This window comes from Bacteroides sp. ZJ-18 (genome assembly GCF_011038705.2).
GTDB classification, from domain to species: domain Bacteria; phylum Bacteroidota; class Bacteroidia; order Bacteroidales; family Bacteroidaceae; genus Bacteroides; species Bacteroides hominis.
Genome location: NZ_CP072198.1, coordinates 30867 through 53431, shown reverse-complemented (window position 1 = coordinate 53431; position 22565 = coordinate 30867). Strand labels below are relative to the sequence as shown.

The window sequence follows — 22565 nt, the reverse complement described above, 5'->3', positions numbered from 1 at the left end:
TTCCTCAAAATAGAAATCATTCATCTGTGAAAATCCCGTGTAATTTGTGGTGCCCGCCCTATACGATCGGTCTCCACTCCATGAAGTTCTCCACCTGGAATGTTGTCCATCGCTGTTCGTCCACATTCCAGTAGACTACTGCGCCTTCTATTTTTGTGGGATCATACTTCTTGTGGAATTCCGCTTCATAGTAGATCAGTGTCGCTTTCACCAGCTTGAAATCTCCGTTCTGCTTCTGATAAGCAATAGCTGCGTGCCCGTATTGCAAGTGGTCTGTTAACTCTTCCAGGCGTTCTGCCATCCATTCGGCACACTGCTCGGTATATCCTTTTTCAAAGACAATCCTTCTCTTCCATCTCAGTTTCATGGCTTCACTTTGTGATGCCGGTCTTTTTTTCCGTTTCATACGTATATTTTTTAAGTTGATAAAATGTTATCGCCACGAAGATAGGGGACGTTTCATGTAAGGCGGATTATCATAATTCATTGTGCGTATTTTTGTGGATGATGGCTTTGTGCGGTTTGTCTTTTTCCACTTCTTCCCAAATGCTGCTGATGTAGACCAATATTGAACTGATGGATAATGGTTTAAATACTCCGTTTTTAATATTTCCGATTAGTCCTTTTTCGTAGATGTAGCGTGCGAGTGAAGCCTGACATGTATTGATATTTTGTATGTTCGCATCCTCTATGTAGGATTCTATCAACGCTTTGATAAGTTCTCCTTTATGCGAAATTATTCCACGTATCGGTATTCCTTTCTTTCTGCCTCTTGTTTCTTTAACTGATTCTGTAATAGTTGATTGCGTTTTGCTAATAGCGTTTTTTTACACTTTTGTCTACGGCTTGAAATAATCCTTTTTCTTTGTCCATAATTTCTTTTATTTTGTTAATAACTAAATGTTGTTAATTTGTTGCAAAGATAGAAAGGAATCTATCGGTAGGCAAGTAAAGATGGAATTAAAGAGAAAATGAACCTTCTGATTAGATAACTATTTGGTATATAGTATGATATTAATTGAAAAAGTGAGTGTTTCAATAGACGTTCGTTTAATTGAACGCAAAGATAGAGGGTATTTTTAGAACTACAAAATGTTTAATAAAAAAAATGATTTTACTCTTTTGGTCGTTGTCTTAATATGCTAAACAATAGGTGTTTATGAATTAATAAAAAACGGCTTATTATCTGTCTGATTTTGTTTTCTGTTCTCTTCTGATTTATATACAAAAATCATGTGTTTTTAAACGAACGTCTATTGAAACACTTTTTGTTTTCAATACCCTCGTTTAAAAGCTATTATAATAAATAACTATTTTCTGCCTCTCCTTCTGTGATAGTGGAGGGTCATTAAATAACATGGATGCACTGAATTTTTCATTAAAATCCGCATTACATAACTTGACCGGGAGGTATGCTTCGCTACTCCGGTGTCCCCAAAGAACATCCTGACGTGAACGACATGACAACATCCGCATCTATCGAATCTTCGATGGAGCGTTCTCAATCCCTCCTGTCTTCTTCCGCTTTGAACTGGTATGCCTTGCGTATCACTTACGGGCGTGAACTGGCCTTGCAGGAGTACCTCAATTCGGAGGGGATCGAGAATTTCATCCCCATGCACTACGAATATACTATTAAAAACGAGCGTCGGGTCCGTAAGCTTGTTCCTGCGGTTCATAATCTGGTTTTTGTCCGTTCCTCGCGCAGTTGTATCGATGCCATCAAAGAGAGCAAGGGCACCACGCTTCCTATCCGTTACATTATGGACCGTGAATACCATCGTCCCATCATCGTTCCTGATTCTCAAATGCGTAATTTCATGGCGGTCTCTTCGAATTATGATGAATCCCTGCTTTATTTCGAACCTTCTGAGTTGAACATCCGCAAGGGTACCCGTGTGCGTATCACCGGGGGGCTTTTCGAGGGGGTGGAGGGTGAGTTTGTCCGTGTCCGCAATGACCGTCGTGTCGTAGTCACCATTGAAGGAGTTATGGCTGTCGCCACCACTTTTGTCCATCCTTCATTGGTCGAACCTGTCATCGAAAAATAACATAACAAGATATGAACTATTTAGAATCAGAAATCTCCGCTCTTTATGCTTCTGCCCATGAACTTTGCTACTTAGGCATGGACGGTCGGCCGATCTACAGTGATCAATTCACCCGTCTGAATCGTGATGTTTTTTCTCAGGCTAATGCTTTGTACGACAAGCATGGTGATAGTCATGAAGAAGAGGCCCGGTTGTGTCTGTCGCTCCTGATGGGATATAATGCGACTCTCTATAATAACGGTGACAAGGAGGAACGCATTCAGCATATTCTGGATCGTTGCTGGGATGTATTGGAACATCTGCCTGCCTCCCTGTTGAAAGTCCAACTGTTAGTTTATTGTTACGGAGAAGTTTTCGACGAGGAATTGGCCCGGGAAGCTCAGGCCATCATCGATACATGGCAGGACAGAGAGTTGTCAGAAGACGAGCGTGAGGTGATGGAACGCCTGAAGGATGTGCAAGAGAATCCGTATCCTTGGAGCGAGGTGGAGTGATATGGCTGTTGTTGAATCCCGCACTGCCAAAAGTGTCAAAAATGCTAAGGTAGCTCTGTTCTTTTATTTTATAAACTTAGTTCTTCAGTTCTTCTCTAGAAAAGTTTTTTTAAATTGTTTGGGAACAGAAGTATTAGGATTGAATACTACGGTTCAAAATTTACTGAATTTTCTGAATTTGGCAGAACTAGGTATTGGAGGGGCTGTAGCTTATACTCTTTATAGACCTCTTTACGATAGAAATATTAAAGTTATTAATGAGATTGTTTCTTTACAAGGTTGGCTTTATCGTAAGGTTGCTTGTATTGTTATTGCTGGATCATGTGTTTTGATGTGTTTTTTTCCACTGATTTTTGAAAAAGCTAAAGTTCCTTTATGGTATACTTATGGTTCGTTTATCGTGTTGTTAGCTGGCGCACTTTTTAGTTATTTTATTAACTATCGTCAGATTGTTTTGACTGCTGACCAAAAAGAATATAAGATAACGTTAAATATACAAGGCTTTAAAATATTAAAAGTGATTTGTCAAATATTTGCTATTCAATATTTAACAAATGGTTATGTATATTGGATGATTTTGGAATTATTTTTTTCAGCGATAGCTGCGATTGTCTTAAATAAAGTTTTGAATCATGAATATCCATGGTTGAAGTCTACACCGATGCAGGGGAAAGAGCTAAAAAATAAGTATTCTGAAATAATAATAAAGGTAAAGCAGATCTTTTTCCATAAGATATCAGGATTTGTGTTAACGCAGGCGAGTCCATTAGTAATATATGCTTATACCTCACTGACCTTAGTTGCTGTATATGGAAACTATATGCTTATTGTTACAGGTGTTACTTTATTTATGAATTCTTTGTTGAATAGCGTTGGTGCTGGTATAGGTAATTTGGTAGCTGAAGGAGATAAAAAACGTATTAAAGCAGTCTTTTGGGAGTTAACCTCTTTGAGAGTTTGGCTAGCTTCTATAGTGTGTTTTGGTATTTATAAATTGGGACATTCTTTTATAACTCTTTGGGTAGGGAAAGAGTATGTGTTAGATCAGTCAGCATTTATAATTTTAATATTAATAACTTTCATTGGCTTAACAAGGACGAATGATGCGTTTATAGCTGCGTATGGTTTGTTTCAAGATACTTGGGCTCCGGTAGTGGAGGCTATACTAAATTTGGGATTGTCTATTTTTTTAGGTTATTTCTATGGTTTAACAGGTATTCTTGCGGGTGTTGTTATTAGTCTGTTGTTAATTGTTTGTGGTTGGAAACCCTATTTCCTTTATTGTTGTGGATTTAAAGAGAGAATTTTGGAATATATTCTACGATATGTTAAATATTTGGGGCTATTGTTTGTCATATTTGTAGTTGTATCTTTTTTATCTGATAATTTGTTTTCGGAATCTGTTTCTTCATACTGGGAATGGTTATGCTATGCTTTTGAACTTATTTTGTTATATGCAATTATTAGCCTCATATTGTTTATGGCTGTGGATGCTAGCTCACGTTCTTATATGAGAAGGATCATAGCTTTTGTTTCAGTAAAATCATGAAAAGTTGATTTTACTGAAAGAGATTTATTTGTAAGTGTTTAGAAGTGACATCTTGGTGGTTGTTCGTTATCAGATAACCTCCGCTTTATAAATCCAATAAAATATTGATTTATATGCATGGTGGCAGTGATTTTGAGAAATTATAGTTTTCCTATAAAGCCGCTGTCCCAGCTCAAGTAATCTGGTAGAAAGGAATATCTATCTTATTTGAGAAAATGTAAAAATATAATCTATTTTTCGGCGATACCAAAGCGTAGATAGCAGTAGTGAATCCCTAGTGCGATCAGCATAGTTAAGTTGTAAAATATGTCCACGTGGGATTCTTTTGGCGAACTTTTATTGGAATTTTTAAAGTTTGTAGTGAAGCTTAGAATATTGTACTTCGATAAGTTATATTGGTTGAGTGAAAAACTTTTGAACCTTTCTCTGAGAAATGATAAGTCAATTTGGGTATGTTAAATACTTTGAATCGGTGGGTAGTCCTATATGGAGTATTAATTATATAAAATCGAAATATGTCTAAATTATTAATTGTATCATTGCATCCTCGTGGAGGGTGTTATCAGTATTCATCTGAAATTATTAAAAGGATTAAAATAAATAAATCTGTATATCTGAATGAAATTATAGAAGAAAATAATAGTCTCAAAGAGTACAAAACACTTAAATGTTATGGATTTAGTACTTTAACCCGATATTGGGAACTTTTTTGGTTTTGTACGAAAATATTTTTTGGTGGAATTACTAAACACTATGATGCACTATTATTAATGGGGCTTACAACATGGGATCCTTATATTGCTAGAACTTTCTCTTTAACTGGAAAGAAAATATTTTATATATTGCATGATGGAAAAGTACATCTTGGAGAAGATGCTCGAACCCAGAATAAAATTTTAACTACTTTAAAATATGTCACGAATATTGTTTATTTGAGTGATTATGTGAAAAAAATCGTGGAAAATGATTTGGGAATTGTTCGTGATTCTTTTATAGCTCCCCATGGTTTAATAGATTATGGGAAGATTCCCTTGGATATAAAACGGAAAAGACGTTTACCTAAACTTTTATATTTTGGTAGATTGTCTGAATATAAAGGACTTGAGTATTTATTAGAAGGTATAAATAAACTAAATCCCTCTTTGTATAATGATTTATTGATTGTTGGTAAAACTATTGGTAACTACAAAATAGAATGTAATAATCCTAAGGTTCGGATAGAAGATAAGTGGTTGACTGAATGTGAAATTGTAGAGCTATTATTGGATTATGATATCCTAATAATGCCTTATGTCGAAGCTACACAGTCAGGAATTGCCACTTTGGCTATTAATTATTTAATACCTACAATAACTACTGATGTTGGGGCTTTGAGAGAACAGTTTCAAAATGATAGTGCAGTGTTTATTGAAAAATGTAATTCTGAGGCTATCAAAGTTGCACTTGAAAAACTCATATGCGATGATAATTTGTATAACTCTCTTTCTCTGAAGATGTTTAATTTGCGGAAAGTGTATTCTTGGGATAAAATAACTTCTGATTTTCAACAATATCTTGTTACAAGTCTCTAGCCGAAATATGCTATACAATAATTGTTTTGTTAATGAATGTTATGTACCATTTGGTCGTTAATTGAAGATGTAACTCAATCTAGGATATAGTGTAATTAAAGGTGCTATAGTTATATCATGAGTATTTATATTAGTTCTATAGTTGTTTGATGAGTAAAATTGTATTATTGAATTATGCGGATGAAAATTTTGCTCTACAGCAAAAATATAATTTTAAATCTGCTAAATTATTTGGAGGATTTGATAAATTTTGCTTAGCATCTAATAGGGATGTTGATGAAAAATTTAAGCAGTCAAATAGTGAAATTTTTAATATTAAACGAGGCGGAGGATTGTGGCTTTGGAAGCCTTATATTATATTAAAAACGTTGAAAACGATTGGCGATGATGATGTGTTGGTATATTGTGATTCAGGTGCCGTTTTTATTCGTAAAATATCACATTTAGTAGAATTCATGAATGAACGGAATTTGGATATATTGTTGTTTGATATTCCATTGCTTGAAGTACAGTTTACTAAAAAAAATGTTTTGGATTTCTTTAATTCTGACGGGCTAAAGAATCAAATTATGGCAGGATATATACTTGTGAAAAAAACGGATTTTACATTGCAATTTATTAATGAATGGTTACACTTGTGCCAAAATATTGATTTGCTTTATGATGATGGGAAAATGAAACAGTGTGATTCTTTTTTATCACATCGTGAAGATCAGTCATTGTTATCTCTTTTGGCACATAGTTATGAGTTGCCTTCTTTTAGAGAGCCAACACAGTATGGTGAACGTCCATGGGAATATATGGGTCATAAAAGATTTTACTGTCCGTTATCACACGATGAATCAAATTACCCTCAAATATTGATAAGTTCAAGAAAAAGGCATCCTGTGTCATGGTGTGTTTTAGAAATAGTGAAATCCATCTTATATAAGAGCAATATCTATACGGAAGATTTATATATAAATAGGCATGGATATAAATAAATATAGGAAAAAAGTAGATGCCTTTTGTATAGCTAGATAGCTAGTGCCGTTTTGATGATTAGTTTCTAATTTTTTTCTGTTTTCTATGAAACTAAATAATGTTTGTTGAGAAATACATGTGCGAAATGCAACATGTGTTAATTGATAATATTTTATCTTTTTATGACCTCAAATATGTATTGATATTTATTATAGAATAAGGCACTTATGAATATGAAAAGGATATTAATCTTTGATACAGAGCTTTCTGGCCATCATTTGGAGTATATTCATCATTTATACTTACTTGCGCTTAGATCTAAAGACTGTTATGTCTTCTGTGTCCCAGATAAAATAAAACAGATTAAGAATTATCTTAATTGGGAGATAAAAGAAAATATATCATTTGTTTTCTTAACAGAGCAAGAGATAAATAGATGTAGAAATAATATGCTGATCTCTTCTTTTAGAAAAAGTGTACTGTTAAGAGAGAAAGTAAAAAAAGTAAGGGCAACTGATGTATTCTTAATATCTTTAATTGGATTTCTACCTTTTATTCCTTTTGTCTTGTATGGTACAAAAATACATGGCATTATTTATCAAATTTATTTGTATAGGTGGAGCATTAGCACTTGTTACCAAAGAATATTGGATGTTGTAAAATACATTATTCTGTCAAAATTTAAATGTTTTAAGGCTGTTTATATTTTAAATGATCATTTATCTTGTAAATTGCTTAATAGGATATATTCTACTGACAAGTTTAAATACCTTCCAGATCCTTTTGTGCCTATTACTTATGAGGGAATTGATAAAATAGATAGATCAATGTTGGGGATAAACAAAAGTGAAGCTGTTTATTTGCATATTGGAGATATGAGAAGGAGAAAAGGGACACTTGAAATCTTAGATTCGATTAAATATTTAGATCATAATGTGCCAGTAAATACATGCTTTATTTTTGCTGGTAGAATATCTGATGAAATAAAGAGTGATTTTTATAAAAAATATGATGAATGTAAGAGTGATGTCCATATTATAGTTTATGATCAATTTTGTGAATACGCTTTTTTTGCATCATTGTGTTTAATATCGGATTATTTATTAATTCCTTATAAGTTTGTGGGTCAAAGCAGTGGAATGGCCGGATATGCTTCTCTTTTTAAAATACCTTTAATTGGACCTAATAAAGGATTAATTGGAAAACTAATAACTAAATATAAATTGGGATATGCTCTTTCTGATGTAGATGCTTTGGGAATTGCTAATTTTATTAACGATGATAAAAAAGATCGATTTACCGTTTCTGATCTTTATTTGAAAGAAAATAATGTAGATTCATTTATCTCGGCAATTGGAGGGAACTTTTAGTTAGATGTATATATTTTCTGTTTTTGATTTATTGCCTTATATTTTTTTGATACTATTCTGCTATTTGCTTGTGGTGTCTAAAAGAATAAAAAATATATCAAATGCCTATGTTATATATTGTAGTTTACTGTTCTTTGCTTCTATAAGATATGGTATAGGATATGACTATTTTTCATACAAAGGAAGTATTGATTTCGATCAGCCGCAATATGTATATGAGAGGTTAGAGCCATTTAGTCGTTTGCTTATTAATGTATCTAAATTCTTTGATTCTTCAAATTTGTATTTCTTTTTGTATTCCATTTTAATATTGTATCCTATATATTATGTTGTAAAAAGAAATTCGTCTTCCCCTTCGTTGTCATTATTCATCTATTTGCTTTTTCCTAGTTTCTTTATTGATTCAATGGGGATTATTAGAAATGCTCTTGCTTTTTCTATGGTTTTTGTTGCTTATCATTATCTCATCAGGAAAAAGTTTCTGTGGTATTTTATATTTTGTGTGTTTGCGGGTTTGTGTCATAACTCTGGTTATATAAGTTTTATTCTTTTTCCTATATATATTTTTTCTAGAGGTAAGATGTGCAATCTTCTTTTTTGTGTTTTATGCTATTTTATAGGAGGTTATGTGGATACCATCATTAGCATTTTTCCATCTTCTGCTTTCCTGAATGCCTTGGTGGGATATATAAATCAAGCTAAAGAAGTTGGCTCAATGAAATATTTAGTTCTACTAATAGGGGGCATTAATTTTATCTATTGGGATAGATTGGTGAAAGTCAGAAGTGAAAATGTTTATATATTGAATTTAATCAGTGTAGGTCTTTGTTTCTTTTTCTTGTTTATTTTAGATGATACATTGAGTTATAGATTGTCTAACTATTTTTTATTATTTATAATTCTGCTATTTCCAGACTATATGCTTGTGTTTGAGAAAAGATATAAAAAAATAGTACAAGCTATGATTATCATGTTTTTCTTGAGCGTATTAAGTGTTTCTTTTTATATTAACATATCTGGATATCTTAAGGGGCATACAGAAAGAATGAATATGTTACCTTATCAAACAGTGTTTTATCATGAAAAATATTCAAACTATTATTAGTGTTATTATTCCAACTTATATGCCTCAAGATTATTTGTGGGAGTGTTTGGAAGCACTTTATAAGCAGAGTTTGGCAAAGGAATATTATGAAGTCATTTTGGTGTTGAATGGTGAAAAAGAGCCATATTATCAATCTATTGTAGAATTTGTAAACAGCAATGCAGTAGATCTAAAATGTTCGATTATTTATACGGAGTTGATGGGGGTGTCTAACGCTAGGAATATTGGAATTGATTCTTCTGCTGGAAGTTACTGCTGTTTTGTTGATGATGATGATCTTGTTAGTCCTAATTACTTGGCTAATTTATTGGCAAAAGCGGATGAGCAATCGTTGGTTGTATCTGATGTTCGTACGTTTACGAATGGATTAGAAAATCTTGGATATGATTATTTATCAAAGGCCTTTAGAGAGACTCGGGAAGATAACATTTTTGCTAGGCGAAGTTTTTTGTCGTCTTCTTGCGGGAAATTGATTCACCGTAAAATGATTGCGGATAGAAGATTCTGTTTAAAGTTGAAAAATAGTGAGGATTCTGTATTTATGTATAAGATCAGCGATCGTATTTCTAGGATTGTGTTAGCAGATGTAGATACCATTTATTATAGGAGAATTCGTCCTAGCTCTGCCAGTAGAAGAAAACAGGGATTATTTGAAAAGCTAAGGAATGCCTTATTGAGTACCAATGCCAACATTTTCACATATCTGCAAAATCCTTTTAAGTATAATTTTACATTGCTATTGTCAAGAATTGCTGCTACAATAGTACGTACACGTTGGATTAATTAGTTGAAAAAATATTATAAGTTATGAATATAGCGATAGTTGGAACTGGATATGTTGGTTTGGTTTCTGGAACTTGTTTTGCTGAGTTGGGAGCCAACGTCGTGTGTGTGGATGTGGATGTTAGAAAGGTTGATAATCTGATAAATGGGAAAATACCTATTTATGAACCAGGTTTAGAGACCATGGTGCTACGTAACATGAAGGCCGGACGTTTGCATTTTACTACTGATTTAGTTTCTGTTCTTGATGAGGTTGAAATTGTATTTAGTGCTGTTGGAACTCCTCCAGATGAAGACGGTAGTGCAGATTTACGTTATGTGCTTAATGTGGCTAAAACCATAGGAGAAAATATGAAAAAATATTTGCTCGTAGTGACTAAAAGTACGGTTCCTGTGGGTACTGCACAATTGATAAAAGCGACTATTCAGAAAGAATTGGATAAACGAAAAGTGGATGTTAGTTTTGATGTAGCCTCTAATCCTGAATTTTTAAAAGAAGGGAATGCTATTGAGGATTTTATGAAACCAGACCGGGTTGTGATAGGTATAGATTCAGAAAAGGCTAAAATGTTAATGACACGATTATATCAACCAATGTTTCTGAATAATTTTCGTGTAATATTTATGGATATTCCTTCTGCTGAGATGACAAAGTATGCTGCTAATTCAATGTTAGCAACGAGAATAAGTTTTATGAATGATATAGCCAATTTATGTGGGTTGGTCGGTGCTGATGTGAACATGGTGCGCAAGGGCATTGGATCTGATAGCCGTATTGGTAGCAAGTTTCTTTATTCAGGTTGTGGATATGGAGGTTCTTGTTTTCCAAAAGATGTTAAGGCCTTGATTAAAACAGGATTGGCTGTTGGGTATGATATGAAGGTATTAAATGCTGTTGAAGAAGTTAATGAAGCGCAAAAACATGTCCTTTTTAAGAAATTTGACACTTATTTCAGTGGCAATATAAAGGGGAAGAAAATAGCGATTTGGGGATTAGCATTTAAGCCGGAAACAGATGATATGCGAGAATCTCCAGCCTTAGTCTTAATTGAAAGTTTGTTAAATGCAGGTTGTGTAGTTCGGGTTTATGATCCTGTTGCGATGGAAGAGTGTAGACGTAGGATAGGAGGTGTTGTAGAGTATTCTGCGAATATGTATGATGCTGTAATTGATGCGGAAGTGATTTTTCATGTTACAGAATGGAAAGAGTTTAGAATGCCAAGTTGGAAGGTGATAAAGAAGGCGATGAGGGCAAACCCAGTTTTGATAGACGGCAGAAATGTTTATAGCGGTTCTGATTTAGAGGGCATTAATTATTTGAAGATTGGATGATATGGAGAAGCAGGATTTGGTCTCTATTATTATGCCAACATATAATTCAAGTTTGTTCATAGAGAAGACTTTAGAAGCTATTGTGGCACAAACATATTTGAATTGGGAATTATTGATTACTGATGATTGCTCCATCGATGATACTGTTTTTATTATACGAAAATATGCAAATAAGGATTTAAGAATAAAATTATTTGTATTGAGTGAAAATTCCGGACCTGCGATTGCTAGGAATGAATCCATAAAACAAGCTCAAGGAAAATATATTGCTTTTTGTGATAGTGATGATTTGTGGGGTGAAACAAAACTGAAACAGCAAATAGACTTTATGAAAATAAATAACTATAGTTTTACACATACGGATTTACTGTATTGTAGTTATGATGGACAGATTAGGGGGTATCGGAAGTGTAAAAGCCATGTCTCTTATAATGATTTGTTGATAAGGTCCGAGATAGTTTGCTCTTCAGTGATATATGATGCTGAATCTTTAGGAAAATTTTATATGCCTCTTATAAGGAAAAGGCAAGATTGGGCTTTATGGCTGCAGATAATAAAAAAATCAAAACTAGCTCATTGTTTACATGAACCACTCCTGGTTTATCGTATGACACCCAATTCGGTGTCTTCTAAAAAGATAGACTTGGTGAAGTATAACTGGCAAGTATATAGAGAAATAGAAGGCTTCTCTTTGTTTAAAAGTTTTTTTCTTTTTTCATTTTTCTATATGCCATTTTATTTACTTCAAAAAATGAAAAAACACCTATTTATGAGAAGGAAACATATAAGATATTAGTTGATTCATTTAATATATTAAAACATTGAATATGAAAAGGATACTACTGCTGGACGGGTATTTTGTTCAAGCATATTCTGTTTCTAAGAGTTTGCGGTTATCTGGATTTGAAGTAACTTTACTTACTTCTGAAGTAGTTTCGTATGGTTTTTTTAGCAGATATCCACATAAAAGGATTTTATCTCCTAAATCTGATGATGTGAAATTTAATTCTTTTCTCATTAAATTATTGGAAAAAGAACATTATGATGTTATTATCCCATTATGTAATGAAGGAGCTGAATATCTAAGTAAACATTATGTTGAGTTAAAAAAATATGGTGTTGCTTTGGCGGTGATGCCATGGGATGTATTTGAGAAAGCTCATAATAAAGAAAAGCTAATGGAAGTTTGTAAAATACATGGACTTCCTCATCCTAGGACAATGAAACTTTCTCAAGAGAATATAAGTGCTGCTGTAGATTATGTAGGTTTTCCAGCATTGATTAAGCCTAATTTTTCTGTTGGAGCAAGAGGGATAACTATGGTGAGAAATGTTTCAGAATTGCAAAAAAAATATGAGACGATACTATTGGAATACGGTAATTCTACTTTGCAGGAATTTGTAAAAAGTTCGGGATCATATTATAACGTTATGCTTTATAGGACAAGAGAAGGGACTGTAAAAGCATATACAATAATCGAAATAAAGAGGTTTTTCCCAATAAAAGGTGGATCCAGTTGTTTTTGTGTCACAATTGAAAATCAGGATTTATTAAAAATCTGTTCAGAGACTTTGGAAGTATTGCATTGGGAGGGATTTGCTGATTTTGACGTCATGCAAGATGATGATACAGGTGAATATCGGATTTTAGAAATAAATCCGAGAATTCCTGCTAGTATTGAAGCTGCATTTGTTTCTGGTATAAACTTTCCAGAATTGATAGTTAGTGATTTATTGGGTTTAGAACTCAAACAGTATACGTATACTCCTGGTAAAATGCTTCGTTTTTTAGTATTGGATTTTATGTGGTTTGTTACTTCTCCTAAGCGGTTTAGCTTTCGTCCTTCTTTTTTTCACTTTATAGACAAAGATCTTTATTATCAGGATGCAAGCCTAAAAGATCCGTTACTTCTTTTGATTGGTCTTATAACAGGATTGAGAAGAATATTTAATATTAAGTATCTGAGATCGAAATTTTGTTCATGACATGCGTTGTTTTTGATTTTTAGGGATTGAGGTTGGAAATATAATTGTGACTTCTCATATTTTTTATATATATGAATATACTTACGTTTGATATCGAAGAGTGGTATCATTTTGATATCTTTTCTAAAGAAAAAACATGGCTTGATTATCCTCCGAGAATTAATTTATATCTTCCTCAAGTTCTTGATTCCTTAGATGAAAAGGGTATAAAAGCAACTTTCTTCTGTTTAGGATGGATTGCGAGAATATACCCTAATGTGGTGAGGGAGATTTGTGATAGAGGTCATGAAATAGCTTGTCATACGGATAAGCATCTATTTGTTTGTAATATGACACCTGAAATATTTAGAGATGATTTAAAAATAGCAATAAATTCTCTTGAAAATATAACTGGTAAAAAAGTAAAATCTTTTCGAGCACCCGCTTTTACTATAACAGAAAGTTCTAAATGGGCCTTTGAAGTACTTTCTGAATTTGGAATAGAAAATGATTGTTCTATTTTTCCTGCATCTAGAAGTTATGGCGGATTTCCTTCTTTTAAAAGGGCCATGCCTAGTATAATTTCATATAATGGTATTAATATTAGAGAGTTTCCTATTAATACAAGTAGACTTATGGGACAATATTTCGTTTATTCTGGAGGAGGGTATTTTAGGCTATTTCCTTATTGGCTTATTAAGCTATTACTTTCAAGAGCCGACTATGCGATGACATATCTTCATATGAGAGATTTTGATTATCAACAACCTAGATTTCATTATTTTACTTTAGAAAGAACATTCAAATCATATTATGGACTTAAAAACGCTTATTCAAAGTTTCAACATCTGATTGAGGACTTTGAATGGATAAATGTCGAAAAAGCAACCCATGTTATAGATTGGACTAAGGTGCCTATTATTAAATTGTGAAATTTATCTTGATTTAAATCTGTAAAATGTCCTAAAGTGGAGGTTGTGTTTGTAATTGTAAAATATTTTATTTGAATCAAATATATTTGATATTCTTGTTATAGTGTTTGTTTATGAAATACTTATTGAAAATATACTCTATCCATTGGCTGAAAACAATATGGATAAACTTTTTGATACTTCCTTTTTCTATTGCTTATAAATTTCCAATTATCATTTATAAGAATGTGAATATATGTGAGATACGGAGAGGGGGAATTGTTTTTTGTTCTCCTATTAAAGTTGGTTTATTACAAATTGGAAGACATGGAGTGGGTACTATTGATTTAAAAAAATCTCGTACGATGTTAGAAATCTCAGGAACATTAATGGTTATGGGTAAGGCATCAATAGGTTCTGGAAGTAAAATTAGTATAGCTACAAATGCTGTTTTAACATTGGGGGATGATTTTCTAATGACGGGACGGAGTAGTATTATTTGCCAAAAAGCTATATCGTTTGGAGAGCATTGTTTGTTATCATGGGATATTCTTATAATGGATACAGATTTTCATGAGATTTTGAATCAAGAGGATGAGATTATAAATCTGCCTAAACCAATACACATAGGAACACATGTTTGGATAGGCTGTCGAACTACTATTTTAAAAGGTGTTGATATTGCGGATAATACCATTATCGCTGCATGTTCTACGATATCTTGCAATGTTTCAAAAAGTAATGTAATATATGGTGATAATGGTAGAATACTTAAAGAGGGAGTTCGGTGGCTTAGATGATTGGTAATCATTTGTAGTATAGTATATTAAATTGTTTTTTATATAAGTAATAAGATAAGTTTCGGAAATCTAATTTTGGATTGAAATAATATATAGGTTGTTTTAGTGTATAATTTGACAAATCTTATGAGTTTTTTATTTACTGGTGCTTCTGGTTTCTTAGGAAGCCATATACTTTCACTTTTAGAAAGAAAATATGTTATTTCAACAGTCGGACTCACTCCCAAAGATGATTATAAGGTAGATATAGCTCGGAATATTCCAGCTTTTAAAGAATCATTTGATATTGTTTTTCATGCCGCAGGAAAAGCGCATTCTGTGCCTAAAACAGAAGAAGAGAAACAGGCCTTTTTTGATGTGAACCTTCAAGGTACTAAGAATTTGTGTACCGCTTTGGAACGAAGTGGCATTCCGAAGTCATTCATTTTTATTAGTACTGTTGCTGTTTATGGCTGTGATTCGGGTGAGAATATCACGGAAGAATATCCTTTGAATGGAACAACTCCTTATGCTTTAAGTAAAATCAAGGCTGAGAAATATTTGGAAGAATGGTGTGCCATGTATAATGTGAAATTGAGTATACTTCGTCCTTCTTTAATTGCCGGTCCTAACCCTCCGGGAAATTTAGGAGCAATGATCCATGGGATTAAGAGTGGCAAGTATTTGAGTATTGCCGGAGGAAAAGCCAAAAAGAGTGTTCTGATGGTTCAGGATATAGCTAACCTTGTTCCTCTATTGATTGAAAAGGGAGGGATATATAATGTTTGTGACAGTTACCAGCCGAGTTTTCGTGAGCTGGAGATGGTGATATGCAAACAATTGAATAAGAAGTTACCTTTGTCTATTCCTTATTGGTTTGCTAAGAGTATGGCCGTTTTTGGTGATTGTCTCGGGGAAAAGACTCCAATAAACAGTTTAAAACTTCGTAAGATCACGCACTCTTTGACTTTTAGTAATGAAAAGGCAATGCGGGAGCTTGGATGGAAGCCTATGAATGTTTTGAGGAATTTTCAGATAGAATAAGGAGGTGCTCTAAATGGAAATTTTTCTTTGGATTATAGGAATCCTAATAGGGATTCTTTTTTTTGCCTTTTTAGGACTTCAATTCTTGTTTTATTTCATTAAAAAGAACGAATAGTTTATGTATTATCTGCTAATCTTAGTTCTGCTATTCTTAGTAGAACTTTTTTATTTCCGTATTGCTGATAAATGTAATATTATCGACAAGCCGAATGAACGGAGTTCGCATACCCGTATTACTCTGAGAGGTGGAGGAATCATTTTTTATTTGGGTGCATTGGCTTTTTTCCTGACGAATCAGTTTGAGTATCCTTGGTTTATACTGGCTTTGACTTTGATCACTTTTATCAGTTTTGTAGATGATATCCGTTCTACTTCGCAGGGTTTGCGTTTAGTCTTCCATTTTACGGCAATGACCTTGATGTTCTATCAATGGGGATTGTTTAGCTTACCTTGGTGGACGTTGCTTGTCGCTCTGATCGTCTGTACGGGGATTATCAATGCTTATAACTTTATGGATGGCATTAACGGCATTACCGGCGGATATTCATTGGTTATCCTGATTTCTTTGGCATATGTGAATGCGGAAGTGATCTCTTTCACAGAACAGAGTTTTATTTATATGATGATTTGTTCTGTATTGGTGTTTGATTTCTTTAATTTCCGTAAGAGAGCGAAATGCTTTGCCGGTGATGTGGGTTCGGTCAGTATAGCTTTTGTAGTCTTGTTCCTGATCGGGAGTTTGATTCTTCAAACTAAGGATTTCAGCTGGCTTGTGGTGCTTACTGTATATGGAGTGGATAGTGTGTTGACAATCGTACATCGGTTGTTGCTACATGAAAATATTGGTTTGCCTCACCGGAAGCATTTGTATCAGATCATGGTTAATGAATTGAGAATACCGCACGTGGTGGTATCTTTGGTATATATGATTGTGCAAATTGTAATTATCATCGGATATTTATATTACCGGGATTATGGTTATTGGTATTTATTGGGCTGTATCCTCTTGCTGAGTGGAATATATATTGTTTTTATGCGCAAATATTTTCACTTGCATCTTTTACCTAAAAGATAATTATAAATATAATAATTTTAGTTATGGCCGTAATTAATCCTTTGGTAGTTAGAGGATACGTTTCTCCTCGTTCTTTTTGTGATAGCGTTGTCGAAACAGAAAACTTGATCCTATGATAAATCTGGTGCTAAACAATATAATTGCTACATAAGACTTTACTTTTCAAGAAATATTTTTTCGTCTTCCGGAAAACCGGAAACATCAGTGCTAACCCTCTTCGCGGCTGTCGGTGATTGGTATAAAAATAAAAGACCGGTGTCAGTTCATTCGACGACACCGGTCTTTTATCCTTTTATTCATCAATCAAGTTTCTACTTTACTTCGATGCCCTTGTTTTTCAAAGTCATATTCAATATTGTAGTATACTTCGTGTACTGAGCATCCGTCAACGTTTTTTTCATCAACTTCAGATTTCCGTAGACAGCGTTACGAACCAGGGTGTCTTTATTCTTTTTTGACGTAGTGGCTCTTCCCATCTGCTCGTCAAAGTAGTTACAAATGTTGGCTACTTCTTCTGCCTGTACAGAAGATAAATTCAGGTATTTACCCAATTTATTCACATTGATGTTACCTTCCCATTTTGCAACTGTAGGTTGATTTTCTGCTGCAAATGTGGTGGCAGCAAGGCAGAGTGCTGCTACTAATGTTAATCCTAATCTTTTCATAATACCTACTTTTTTAATTGTTATTCCTGAAAACTAATCTTTGTCCTTATCCTTATCATAAGGACCCCTAATACCTATTAAAAACAATTGTTAAGCTCTTAGCTTTTTCTTTTTACCTATGCAAATATACAAATATGTTGTTCAACATAAAAGGGATAGGGAAGGGAAGTAGGCAATAAGGTGTCATTTCTTGATGTATATCAAGAAAGAAGTGTGAAAAAGATAATCTTATTACGAAAATTGAAACAGTTTTGTAATAAGATGCCTATATGGAACAGAATAGTGTCACCAGAAACGGCACGCTAAAGTCCACAATGAAACCATGAAAGATAGAGACTATGACGAATTCCTGCCCTGAACAGCGGGTGATAATGGGAAGAGTCGTATCCATAGTGGTAGCTCCTCCGACAGAAATGGGGGCCAGTTTTCCGAAGAACTTTACCAATAAAGGAGCGCAAAGCAAGGCGATGATTTCGCGCATGATATTTGAGAGCAGTGCGATGGTTCCCAGTTCGGCTCCCTTGTATTCGGTGATGAAAATGCTTGAGAGTGAATAATACCCGAATCCGGAACCCACTGCCATGCAATCGGCCGGTGAGCGATGCGATAGAAAGAGACTGACTACGGCACATCCTGCCAGTGTACCCAGAATGGTCATTACGGGCAGGAAGAGTAAGCGCGGATTCAGTGACCGGAAACTTTTCAATGTTTGCGGATCATTGCCTATACTGATACCGACACAAAACATCAGCCCGCATAAAGCATAAAAACTGAGTTTGCTTTGGCTGAAATCATATGGAATCAGATGAAAAAGTCCGCACAGGGTGCCGACGATAAAAAAAGAGACGATAATAAGGCTGCCTTTCATGGCTTCACCTCCTTTTTCTGATAACGTGCATAAAGCAGATACCATAGTCCCCATGCAGCCAGTGTGCTTCCGGCTACGGCTGCTGTGGTGATGATGAAGGCTTCCAGCCCGATGGCGTGCAGTCCTTTCACGATGGCTTCGTTGCCTCCTACGTCGATGCCGAGGAGGAAGAGCAACAGCCATATTAATAATGTGATGACTTTATGTATCCATGTGAGTCTTTTGCTCCGTAACAGGTAGCCAAGCAGCATACCTGTAAGCATGATTCCGATTATTATAAACATATAAATGTGCTTTTAGGGCACAAAGATAGTGGTTTCTTTATAAATCCGGCATCGTTGGGGGAACTGCGTGGTTTTTAACCGTCAGCATGTAGTTGGTTTCTGCGCTGAATCCAACCATTCCGGTACCGCCGTTCACATTGCTGGGGAAAGCAATGGGCTCACTTAAGGTATTGTCATAGGCATCTGAGTCGAGCAGGTTCAGTGCTCTCAGATAATAATATTCTTTTTCGGTGATGCTGAGTATGCGGATATAGACATCTGTTTTTATCCATGTATATTCACTTCCCCAGAATCCCCATCCGTAAATATCGTTATAGACAGTCATTGTATAACTTCCGTCCGCGAAACGTGAGTCGTCAAATACGGCATACTTGTTAGTGACACTGCCGAACAGGCCGTTTTCGTCATCTTCTTCCGTACTCGGCTTGCCGTCGGTCAATACCACGTCTTCGTTTGTCTGCAACTTAAAACTTTTCAACATGGCCGATCCCCAGTTAATCTGCTCACCTTGTTGCCAATAGTATTTCCAGTATTTCCGCTGTTCCACAATGATCCGATAGAAATTCTTCTCTCCCGGACGGTCGTTTATTTGGATTTGATAACGGAGATGTCTTCTCGGGGGAGTCCCGTAACCATAGTTACTTGGTATTCTCATGATAGAGACTGTATCTACCTTTTCTATCTTCCCGACAGGTTGGGGGACGGTGACTTCTGCCCATGCGTGATATGCACCGTCATCTGTCATGGCGTCTATGCGGACTACATCGCCCGGATGGAAAGTGCTGTTGATATAAAAACGTCCTTTATCGCTGCTGTACGGATCGGGGCGCAGCGTTTCGCTGAGAGAACCGTTAATGCGTACTTCCACAGTGGCTCCGTTGATTTGTCCGATTTGGTTTCTGCCGGTAAAGTTCAGGAACAGTTCGTTGTAAGTGCTATCGGCGTTGATGATGGCGTTCATCACCAGTTTAGGAGGATTCTCCTTCAGATCGAAAGGGAGATCGTGGTTGCAGGCTGTGGCAGATATAATAACCAGCAGGAACAGGAGTATGTCGTGAATGGATCGTTTCATAAATACTTAGAATTTATATGTATAACTGAATGAAGGAATACAAGGCAACAAGGTGAATTTCCGGATGACCGGTATGCGGTTGCCTTGTGCTTGTTCGCCTTGAGTATATTCGGTCTTTTTGTAGGTGCGATATACCAAGGTAGGGTTCATGGCATTGTATACATTATATATACTGACGTTCCAGATACGCATGCCATGTCGTGTTTTCTTGCTGAAATTAACACCGACATTGAGCCGGTGCGTGGCGGGAAGGCGATAGTTGTTGCGGTGCTTGACATAATCTCCTTCTTGTATCGATGAATTGTTATCGCCCGGACGGATGATAGCTGTCAGTTCAGTGGGGATTGTGGTTGTACCTCCGGTGGTAAGTATCCATGAGGCACTTACGTCGATTCGTTCATTGAACCGATGGTTGAGGGTCAGGTCTATATTGTGCCTCCGGTCATATTTATACGGAAAGCGTGCCCCATTGTTTATCCCTCCTTTGGCAAATTTACGGTCACTCTTGGCCAATGTATATGCGAGCCATCCGGTTGTCTTCCCGATGGTTCTCTGTGCCATGAATTCTATACCCATGGAGCGTCCGCGTCCCATCTCCACTTTGTCTTCCCATCCGGTGGAAGATCCGAGGAAACTGACTCCGTCTTTGTATTCAAGCACATTTCTCATTCCTTTATAGTAGCCTTCCACCGAGAATTCCCATCCGTCGATTCCAGTGTAATAGCCACCCAATGATACCTGATGCGCTTGCATAGGCTTGATTTTACTGGTCACCGGCACCCACAGGTCGGTGGGCATAGCGAACGGCATGGATGAAATCAAGTGTACATACTGGCTCATTTTGGTGTAAGAAGCTTTGATTACGATGTCCTTGTTGAGCTGATAGCGTGCGGAGATGCGGGGTTGTATGGAGAAATAGTTCTTCTTTTGCACTTGGAAGGTCGAGAAGTGCAGGCCCAGGTTCATACGCAGGCGACTGCTCAGATTGAAGTTATCTTCAAGGTAGGCAGATGCTTCGTGGGCAAGGATTTCGCTGTTAGAGGCGGTATAATACGTCGTATCCCGCTCGATGGTTTCTCCGGTCTTGTCGAATATCTTTGAGGTGGATACTTCCGGACGGAAACTATGGTGCAGGTATTGCATTCCGAACTTGACATGGTGTGCGGGGATAGGATTATAGTCAAAATCTATCTGAGCACTCCAGTCCCGGATTCCCGATTTATAGTCGGCTTTATAGCGGTTCCAGGTTATTTGGTTGTTTGTATGTATCTCGTTCTTGGTGAACGTGCTGACGTCAAACTTATAGTTATTGAAAGCGACTGTGGTATTGCTGAACAGCTTGTTGTTAAAGATGTAATTCCAGCGTCCCGAAACGATGGTATTTCCCCAGTTCATCTTTCCGCCATCCCTGTACTTGTCTTCGTCACCGTAGTAAGTGTCGTCATACTTTGTCATGAAATGGTCTTTGCCATTGTATGCACTGAGGAAGAGGCGGCTCCGGTCGGAGAACTTATGGTTGATTTTGGCATTAATGTCATAAAAGTAATAACTGTACTTTTCCTCTTTCGGCATGAAGGGTTTGGCCAACAGGTCGATGTAGGAGCGGCGGGCAGAAATGTTGAAAGAGGTCCGGTCCTTGATGATCGGCCCTTCGAAATTGAGTTTGCTGGTCAGGAGTCCTATACTGACTACGCCATGATAGTTCTTCATGTCGCCATCGTTGGTGCGTACGTCGATTACCGAGGAGAGGCGTCCGCCGAAGCGGGCGGGGAAAGAACTTTTGAAGAGGGTTACTTTCTTTACGGCTTCGGGAGTGAAGACAGAGAAGAATCCTAATAAATGGTCTACGTTGTACACCGGTACACCGTCCAGCAAGATCAGGTTTTGGTCGGGGCCGCCGCCACGTACATACAATCCGGCAGATCCTTCCATTCCGGCCTGTACGCCCGGCATCAACTGGATGGCTTTCATTACATCTGCTTCTCCCAATATGCTGGGAGTGTTTTTTATTTGTGTCATCGGTATCTCGCTGGCCCCCATTTGAGTGGCCATGATCCCCGATTCGGCCTTGTCCGATACGATGACCACTTCTTGCAGCATGTTGCTGTCTTTCATCCGGATGTTCAGCAGGGTGTCACGGGTCAGGGTCAGTACGTGTTGCTGGCTGGTGTAACCCAAATAGGAGAAGCTCAACTGAGCTTCTCCTTCTGGCAGCGTAATGCTGTAGAAACCGTAAGGATTGGTGGTGGTTCCTTGATGATGACGACTCTCAAGAATATTGGCACCAATCAGCGTTTCGGCAGACGCCCCGTCGGTTACGTATCCACTGATAGTAAACCTGCGGCTTACGGGTTTGGGAGGTATTTTTTGTAACAGGATGTGCTTTCCTGTTATTTTATAGCTTATCGGTTCGTTGGCAAACAACTGGTTCAGAACTTCTCCGAGAGGTTTCTTCTGTACGTTGAGGCTGACTTTATGGTCGAGTTTCACCTCTTCACCGTAGATGAAAGAGAAACCGGTGGCTTGTTCTATATGCCGGATAATCTCTGAGAGGCTGGTGTTTTGCAGCTTGAGGGTGATCCTGGGCTCCGGTGTCTGCGCGTTGATAGTCGAAAAGAATATGGAAACCACACACATCAGAATGTAACTTCTGATGTGGTGGAAATCCGGATTGGATTTTCTCAT

At 36.3% G+C, this 22565-nt stretch carries 22 protein-coding genes; 15 read left to right on the top strand and 7 right to left on the bottom strand.

The genetic code is table 11. The features are described 5' to 3' along the window. Window positions 1–58: 58 nt before the first annotated feature. Both G7Y45_RS00250 and G7Y45_RS00245 read right to left on the bottom strand, forming a co-directional pair. Window positions 59–406, bottom strand: coding sequence for an SH3 beta-barrel fold-containing protein (locus tag G7Y45_RS00250; RefSeq protein ID WP_044301806.1), 348 nt, complete (start codon window positions 404–406; stop codon window positions 59–61). Window positions 407–476: 70 nt separating this feature from the next. After that, window positions 477–707 (bottom strand): hypothetical protein, encoded by a 231-nt coding sequence (locus G7Y45_RS00245; protein WP_032542225.1) that lies wholly within the window; start codon window positions 705–707, stop codon window positions 477–479. A gap of 783 nt (window positions 708–1490) precedes the next feature. Between G7Y45_RS00245 and upfY the strand changes: the two genes are divergently transcribed. The 15 genes from upfY (at window position 1491) to G7Y45_RS00170 (ending at window position 16991) form a co-directional block, all read left to right on the top strand. Then, a complete protein-coding gene (gene upfY, locus G7Y45_RS00240; RefSeq protein WP_137572340.1) occupies window positions 1491–2051 on the top strand; it encodes a capsular polysaccharide transcription antiterminator UpfY in 561 nt (186 codons plus the stop codon). An 11-nt stretch (window positions 2052–2062) separates the two neighbouring features. After that, window positions 2063–2545, top strand: coding sequence for a UpxZ family transcription anti-terminator antagonist (locus G7Y45_RS00235; RefSeq protein ID WP_165016239.1), 483 nt, complete (start codon window positions 2063–2065; stop codon window positions 2543–2545). A 1-nt stretch (window position 2546) separates the two neighbouring features. Then, window positions 2547–4094 carry a lipopolysaccharide biosynthesis protein gene (locus G7Y45_RS00230; protein ID WP_165016236.1) on the top strand — a complete coding sequence of 516 codons (1548 nt, stop codon included), beginning with the start codon at window positions 2547–2549 and terminating at the stop codon, window positions 4092–4094. Window positions 4095–4609: 515 nt separating this feature from the next. Next, on the top strand, window positions 4610–5665 hold the full coding sequence (locus tag G7Y45_RS00225; protein ID WP_165016233.1) for a glycosyltransferase family 4 protein: 1056 nt from the start codon (window positions 4610–4612) through the stop codon (window positions 5663–5665). 149 nt (window positions 5666–5814) lie between these two features. Continuing rightward, window positions 5815–6648, top strand: coding sequence for a hypothetical protein (locus tag G7Y45_RS00220; protein ID WP_165016231.1), 834 nt, complete (start codon window positions 5815–5817; stop codon window positions 6646–6648). A 213-nt stretch (window positions 6649–6861) separates the two neighbouring features. Continuing rightward, window positions 6862–7998, top strand: a complete 1137-nt coding sequence (locus tag G7Y45_RS00215; protein WP_165016229.1) for a glycosyltransferase — start codon at window positions 6862–6864, stop codon at window positions 7996–7998. 4 nt (window positions 7999–8002) lie between these two features. Then, window positions 8003–9103, top strand: a complete 1101-nt coding sequence (locus G7Y45_RS00210; protein ID WP_165016227.1) for an EpsG family protein — start codon at window positions 8003–8005, stop codon at window positions 9101–9103. Next, complete coding sequence (locus tag G7Y45_RS00205; RefSeq protein WP_122330458.1) at window positions 9078–9890, top strand: glycosyltransferase family A protein; 813 nt, start codon at window positions 9078–9080, stop codon at window positions 9888–9890. Before G7Y45_RS00210 ends, G7Y45_RS00205 begins: the two co-directional genes overlap by 26 nt. 20 nt (window positions 9891–9910) lie before the next feature. Further along, window positions 9911–11218 carry a UDP-glucose/GDP-mannose dehydrogenase family protein gene (locus G7Y45_RS00200; protein ID WP_044299278.1) on the top strand — a complete coding sequence of 436 codons (1308 nt, stop codon included), beginning with the start codon at window positions 9911–9913 and terminating at the stop codon, window positions 11216–11218. Window position 11219: 1 nt separating this feature from the next. Then, entirely contained in the window at window positions 11220–12014 is a 795-nt protein-coding gene (locus G7Y45_RS00195; protein ID WP_044299276.1) for a glycosyltransferase family 2 protein, read from the top strand. 31 nt (window positions 12015–12045) lie between these two features. Continuing rightward, window positions 12046–13203: an ATP-grasp domain-containing protein gene (locus tag G7Y45_RS00190; RefSeq protein WP_165016225.1), complete on the top strand. Its 1158-nt coding sequence runs from the start codon at window positions 12046–12048 to the stop codon at window positions 13201–13203. A gap of 71 nt (window positions 13204–13274) precedes the next feature. After that, window positions 13275–14114: a polysaccharide deacetylase family protein gene (locus G7Y45_RS00185; RefSeq protein ID WP_122330462.1), complete on the top strand. Its 840-nt coding sequence runs from the start codon at window positions 13275–13277 to the stop codon at window positions 14112–14114. Between the two features lie 113 nt (window positions 14115–14227). Continuing rightward, entirely contained in the window at window positions 14228–14893 is a 666-nt protein-coding gene (locus G7Y45_RS00180) for an acyltransferase (protein WP_122330463.1), read from the top strand. A gap of 126 nt (window positions 14894–15019) precedes the next feature. Next, complete coding sequence (locus tag G7Y45_RS00175; protein WP_165016223.1) at window positions 15020–15916, top strand: NAD(P)-dependent oxidoreductase; 897 nt, start codon at window positions 15020–15022, stop codon at window positions 15914–15916. Between the two features lie 118 nt (window positions 15917–16034). Further along, window positions 16035–16991: a glycosyltransferase family 4 protein gene (locus G7Y45_RS00170; protein ID WP_165016221.1), complete on the top strand. Its 957-nt coding sequence runs from the start codon at window positions 16035–16037 to the stop codon at window positions 16989–16991. A gap of 311 nt (window positions 16992–17302) precedes the next feature. On the opposite strand, the gene G7Y45_RS00165 is transcribed toward G7Y45_RS00170, so the two are convergent. The 5 genes from G7Y45_RS00165 to G7Y45_RS00145 all read right to left on the bottom strand — a co-directional run bounded on the left by G7Y45_RS00165 (window position 17303) and on the right by G7Y45_RS00145 (window position 22565). Next, window positions 17303–17656, bottom strand: a complete 354-nt coding sequence (locus G7Y45_RS00165) for a hypothetical protein (RefSeq protein WP_005808506.1) — start codon at window positions 17654–17656, stop codon at window positions 17303–17305. A 265-nt stretch (window positions 17657–17921) separates the two neighbouring features. Further along, window positions 17922–18524 (bottom strand): lysine exporter LysO family protein, encoded by a 603-nt coding sequence (locus G7Y45_RS00160; protein WP_005808504.1) that lies wholly within the window; start codon window positions 18522–18524, stop codon window positions 17922–17924. Continuing rightward, window positions 18521–18808, bottom strand: a complete 288-nt coding sequence (locus G7Y45_RS00155) for a LysO family transporter (RefSeq protein ID WP_005808502.1) — start codon at window positions 18806–18808, stop codon at window positions 18521–18523. Before G7Y45_RS00155 ends, G7Y45_RS00160 begins: the two co-directional genes overlap by 4 nt. A 37-nt stretch (window positions 18809–18845) precedes the next feature. Beyond that, the gene (locus G7Y45_RS00150; RefSeq protein ID WP_165016219.1) at window positions 18846–19880 is read right to left on the bottom strand and encodes a DUF4249 domain-containing protein; all 1035 of its coding nucleotides are present in this window, start codon (window positions 19878–19880) and stop codon (window positions 18846–18848) included. 6 nt (window positions 19881–19886) lie between these two features. Further along, window positions 19887–22565: a TonB-dependent receptor gene (locus tag G7Y45_RS00145; RefSeq protein WP_165016217.1), complete on the bottom strand. Its 2679-nt coding sequence runs from the start codon at window positions 22563–22565 to the stop codon at window positions 19887–19889.

What these genes read in the sequence shown, in the direction of transcription:
- G7Y45_RS00195 (WP_044299276.1), top strand. Translation starts at nt 11,220, where the DNA reads ATGGAGAAGCAGGATTTGGTCTCTATTATTATGCCAACATATAATTCA.
- G7Y45_RS00150 (WP_165016219.1), bottom strand. Translation starts at nt 19,880, where the DNA reads ATGAAACGATCCATTCACGACATACTCCTGTTCCTGCTGGTTATTATA.
- G7Y45_RS00210 (WP_165016227.1), top strand. Translation starts at nt 8,003, where the DNA reads ATGTATATATTTTCTGTTTTTGATTTATTGCCTTATATTTTTTTGATA.
- G7Y45_RS00175 (WP_165016223.1), top strand. Translation starts at nt 15,020, where the DNA reads ATGAGTTTTTTATTTACTGGTGCTTCTGGTTTCTTAGGAAGCCATATA.
- G7Y45_RS00165 (WP_005808506.1), bottom strand. Translation starts at nt 17,656, where the DNA reads ATGAAAAGATTAGGATTAACATTAGTAGCAGCACTCTGCCTTGCTGCC.
- G7Y45_RS00225 (WP_165016233.1), top strand. Translation starts at nt 4,610, where the DNA reads ATGTCTAAATTATTAATTGTATCATTGCATCCTCGTGGAGGGTGTTAT.
- G7Y45_RS00230 (WP_165016236.1), top strand. Translation starts at nt 2,547, where the DNA reads ATGGCTGTTGTTGAATCCCGCACTGCCAAAAGTGTCAAAAATGCTAAG.
- G7Y45_RS00145 (WP_165016217.1), bottom strand. Translation starts at nt 22,565, where the DNA reads ATGAGAAAATCCAATCCGGATTTCCACCACATCAGAAGTTACATTCTG.
- G7Y45_RS00170 (WP_165016221.1), top strand. Translation starts at nt 16,035, where the DNA reads ATGTATTATCTGCTAATCTTAGTTCTGCTATTCTTAGTAGAACTTTTT.
- G7Y45_RS00185 (WP_122330462.1), top strand. Translation starts at nt 13,275, where the DNA reads ATGAATATACTTACGTTTGATATCGAAGAGTGGTATCATTTTGATATC.
- G7Y45_RS00220 (WP_165016231.1), top strand. Translation starts at nt 5,815, where the DNA reads ATGAGTAAAATTGTATTATTGAATTATGCGGATGAAAATTTTGCTCTA.
- G7Y45_RS00160 (WP_005808504.1), bottom strand. Translation starts at nt 18,524, where the DNA reads ATGAAAGGCAGCCTTATTATCGTCTCTTTTTTTATCGTCGGCACCCTG.
- G7Y45_RS00200 (WP_044299278.1), top strand. Translation starts at nt 9,911, where the DNA reads ATGAATATAGCGATAGTTGGAACTGGATATGTTGGTTTGGTTTCTGGA.
- G7Y45_RS00205 (WP_122330458.1), top strand. Translation starts at nt 9,078, where the DNA reads ATGAAAAATATTCAAACTATTATTAGTGTTATTATTCCAACTTATATG.
- G7Y45_RS00250 (WP_044301806.1), bottom strand. Translation starts at nt 406, where the DNA reads ATGAAACGGAAAAAAAGACCGGCATCACAAAGTGAAGCCATGAAACTG.
- G7Y45_RS00155 (WP_005808502.1), bottom strand. Translation starts at nt 18,808, where the DNA reads ATGTTTATAATAATCGGAATCATGCTTACAGGTATGCTGCTTGGCTAC.
- G7Y45_RS00235 (WP_165016239.1), top strand. Translation starts at nt 2,063, where the DNA reads ATGAACTATTTAGAATCAGAAATCTCCGCTCTTTATGCTTCTGCCCAT.
- G7Y45_RS00190 (WP_165016225.1), top strand. Translation starts at nt 12,046, where the DNA reads ATGAAAAGGATACTACTGCTGGACGGGTATTTTGTTCAAGCATATTCT.
- upfY (WP_137572340.1), top strand. Translation starts at nt 1,491, where the DNA reads ATGGAGCGTTCTCAATCCCTCCTGTCTTCTTCCGCTTTGAACTGGTAT.
- G7Y45_RS00180 (WP_122330463.1), top strand. Translation starts at nt 14,228, where the DNA reads ATGAAATACTTATTGAAAATATACTCTATCCATTGGCTGAAAACAATA.
- G7Y45_RS00215 (WP_165016229.1), top strand. Translation starts at nt 6,862, where the DNA reads ATGAAAAGGATATTAATCTTTGATACAGAGCTTTCTGGCCATCATTTG.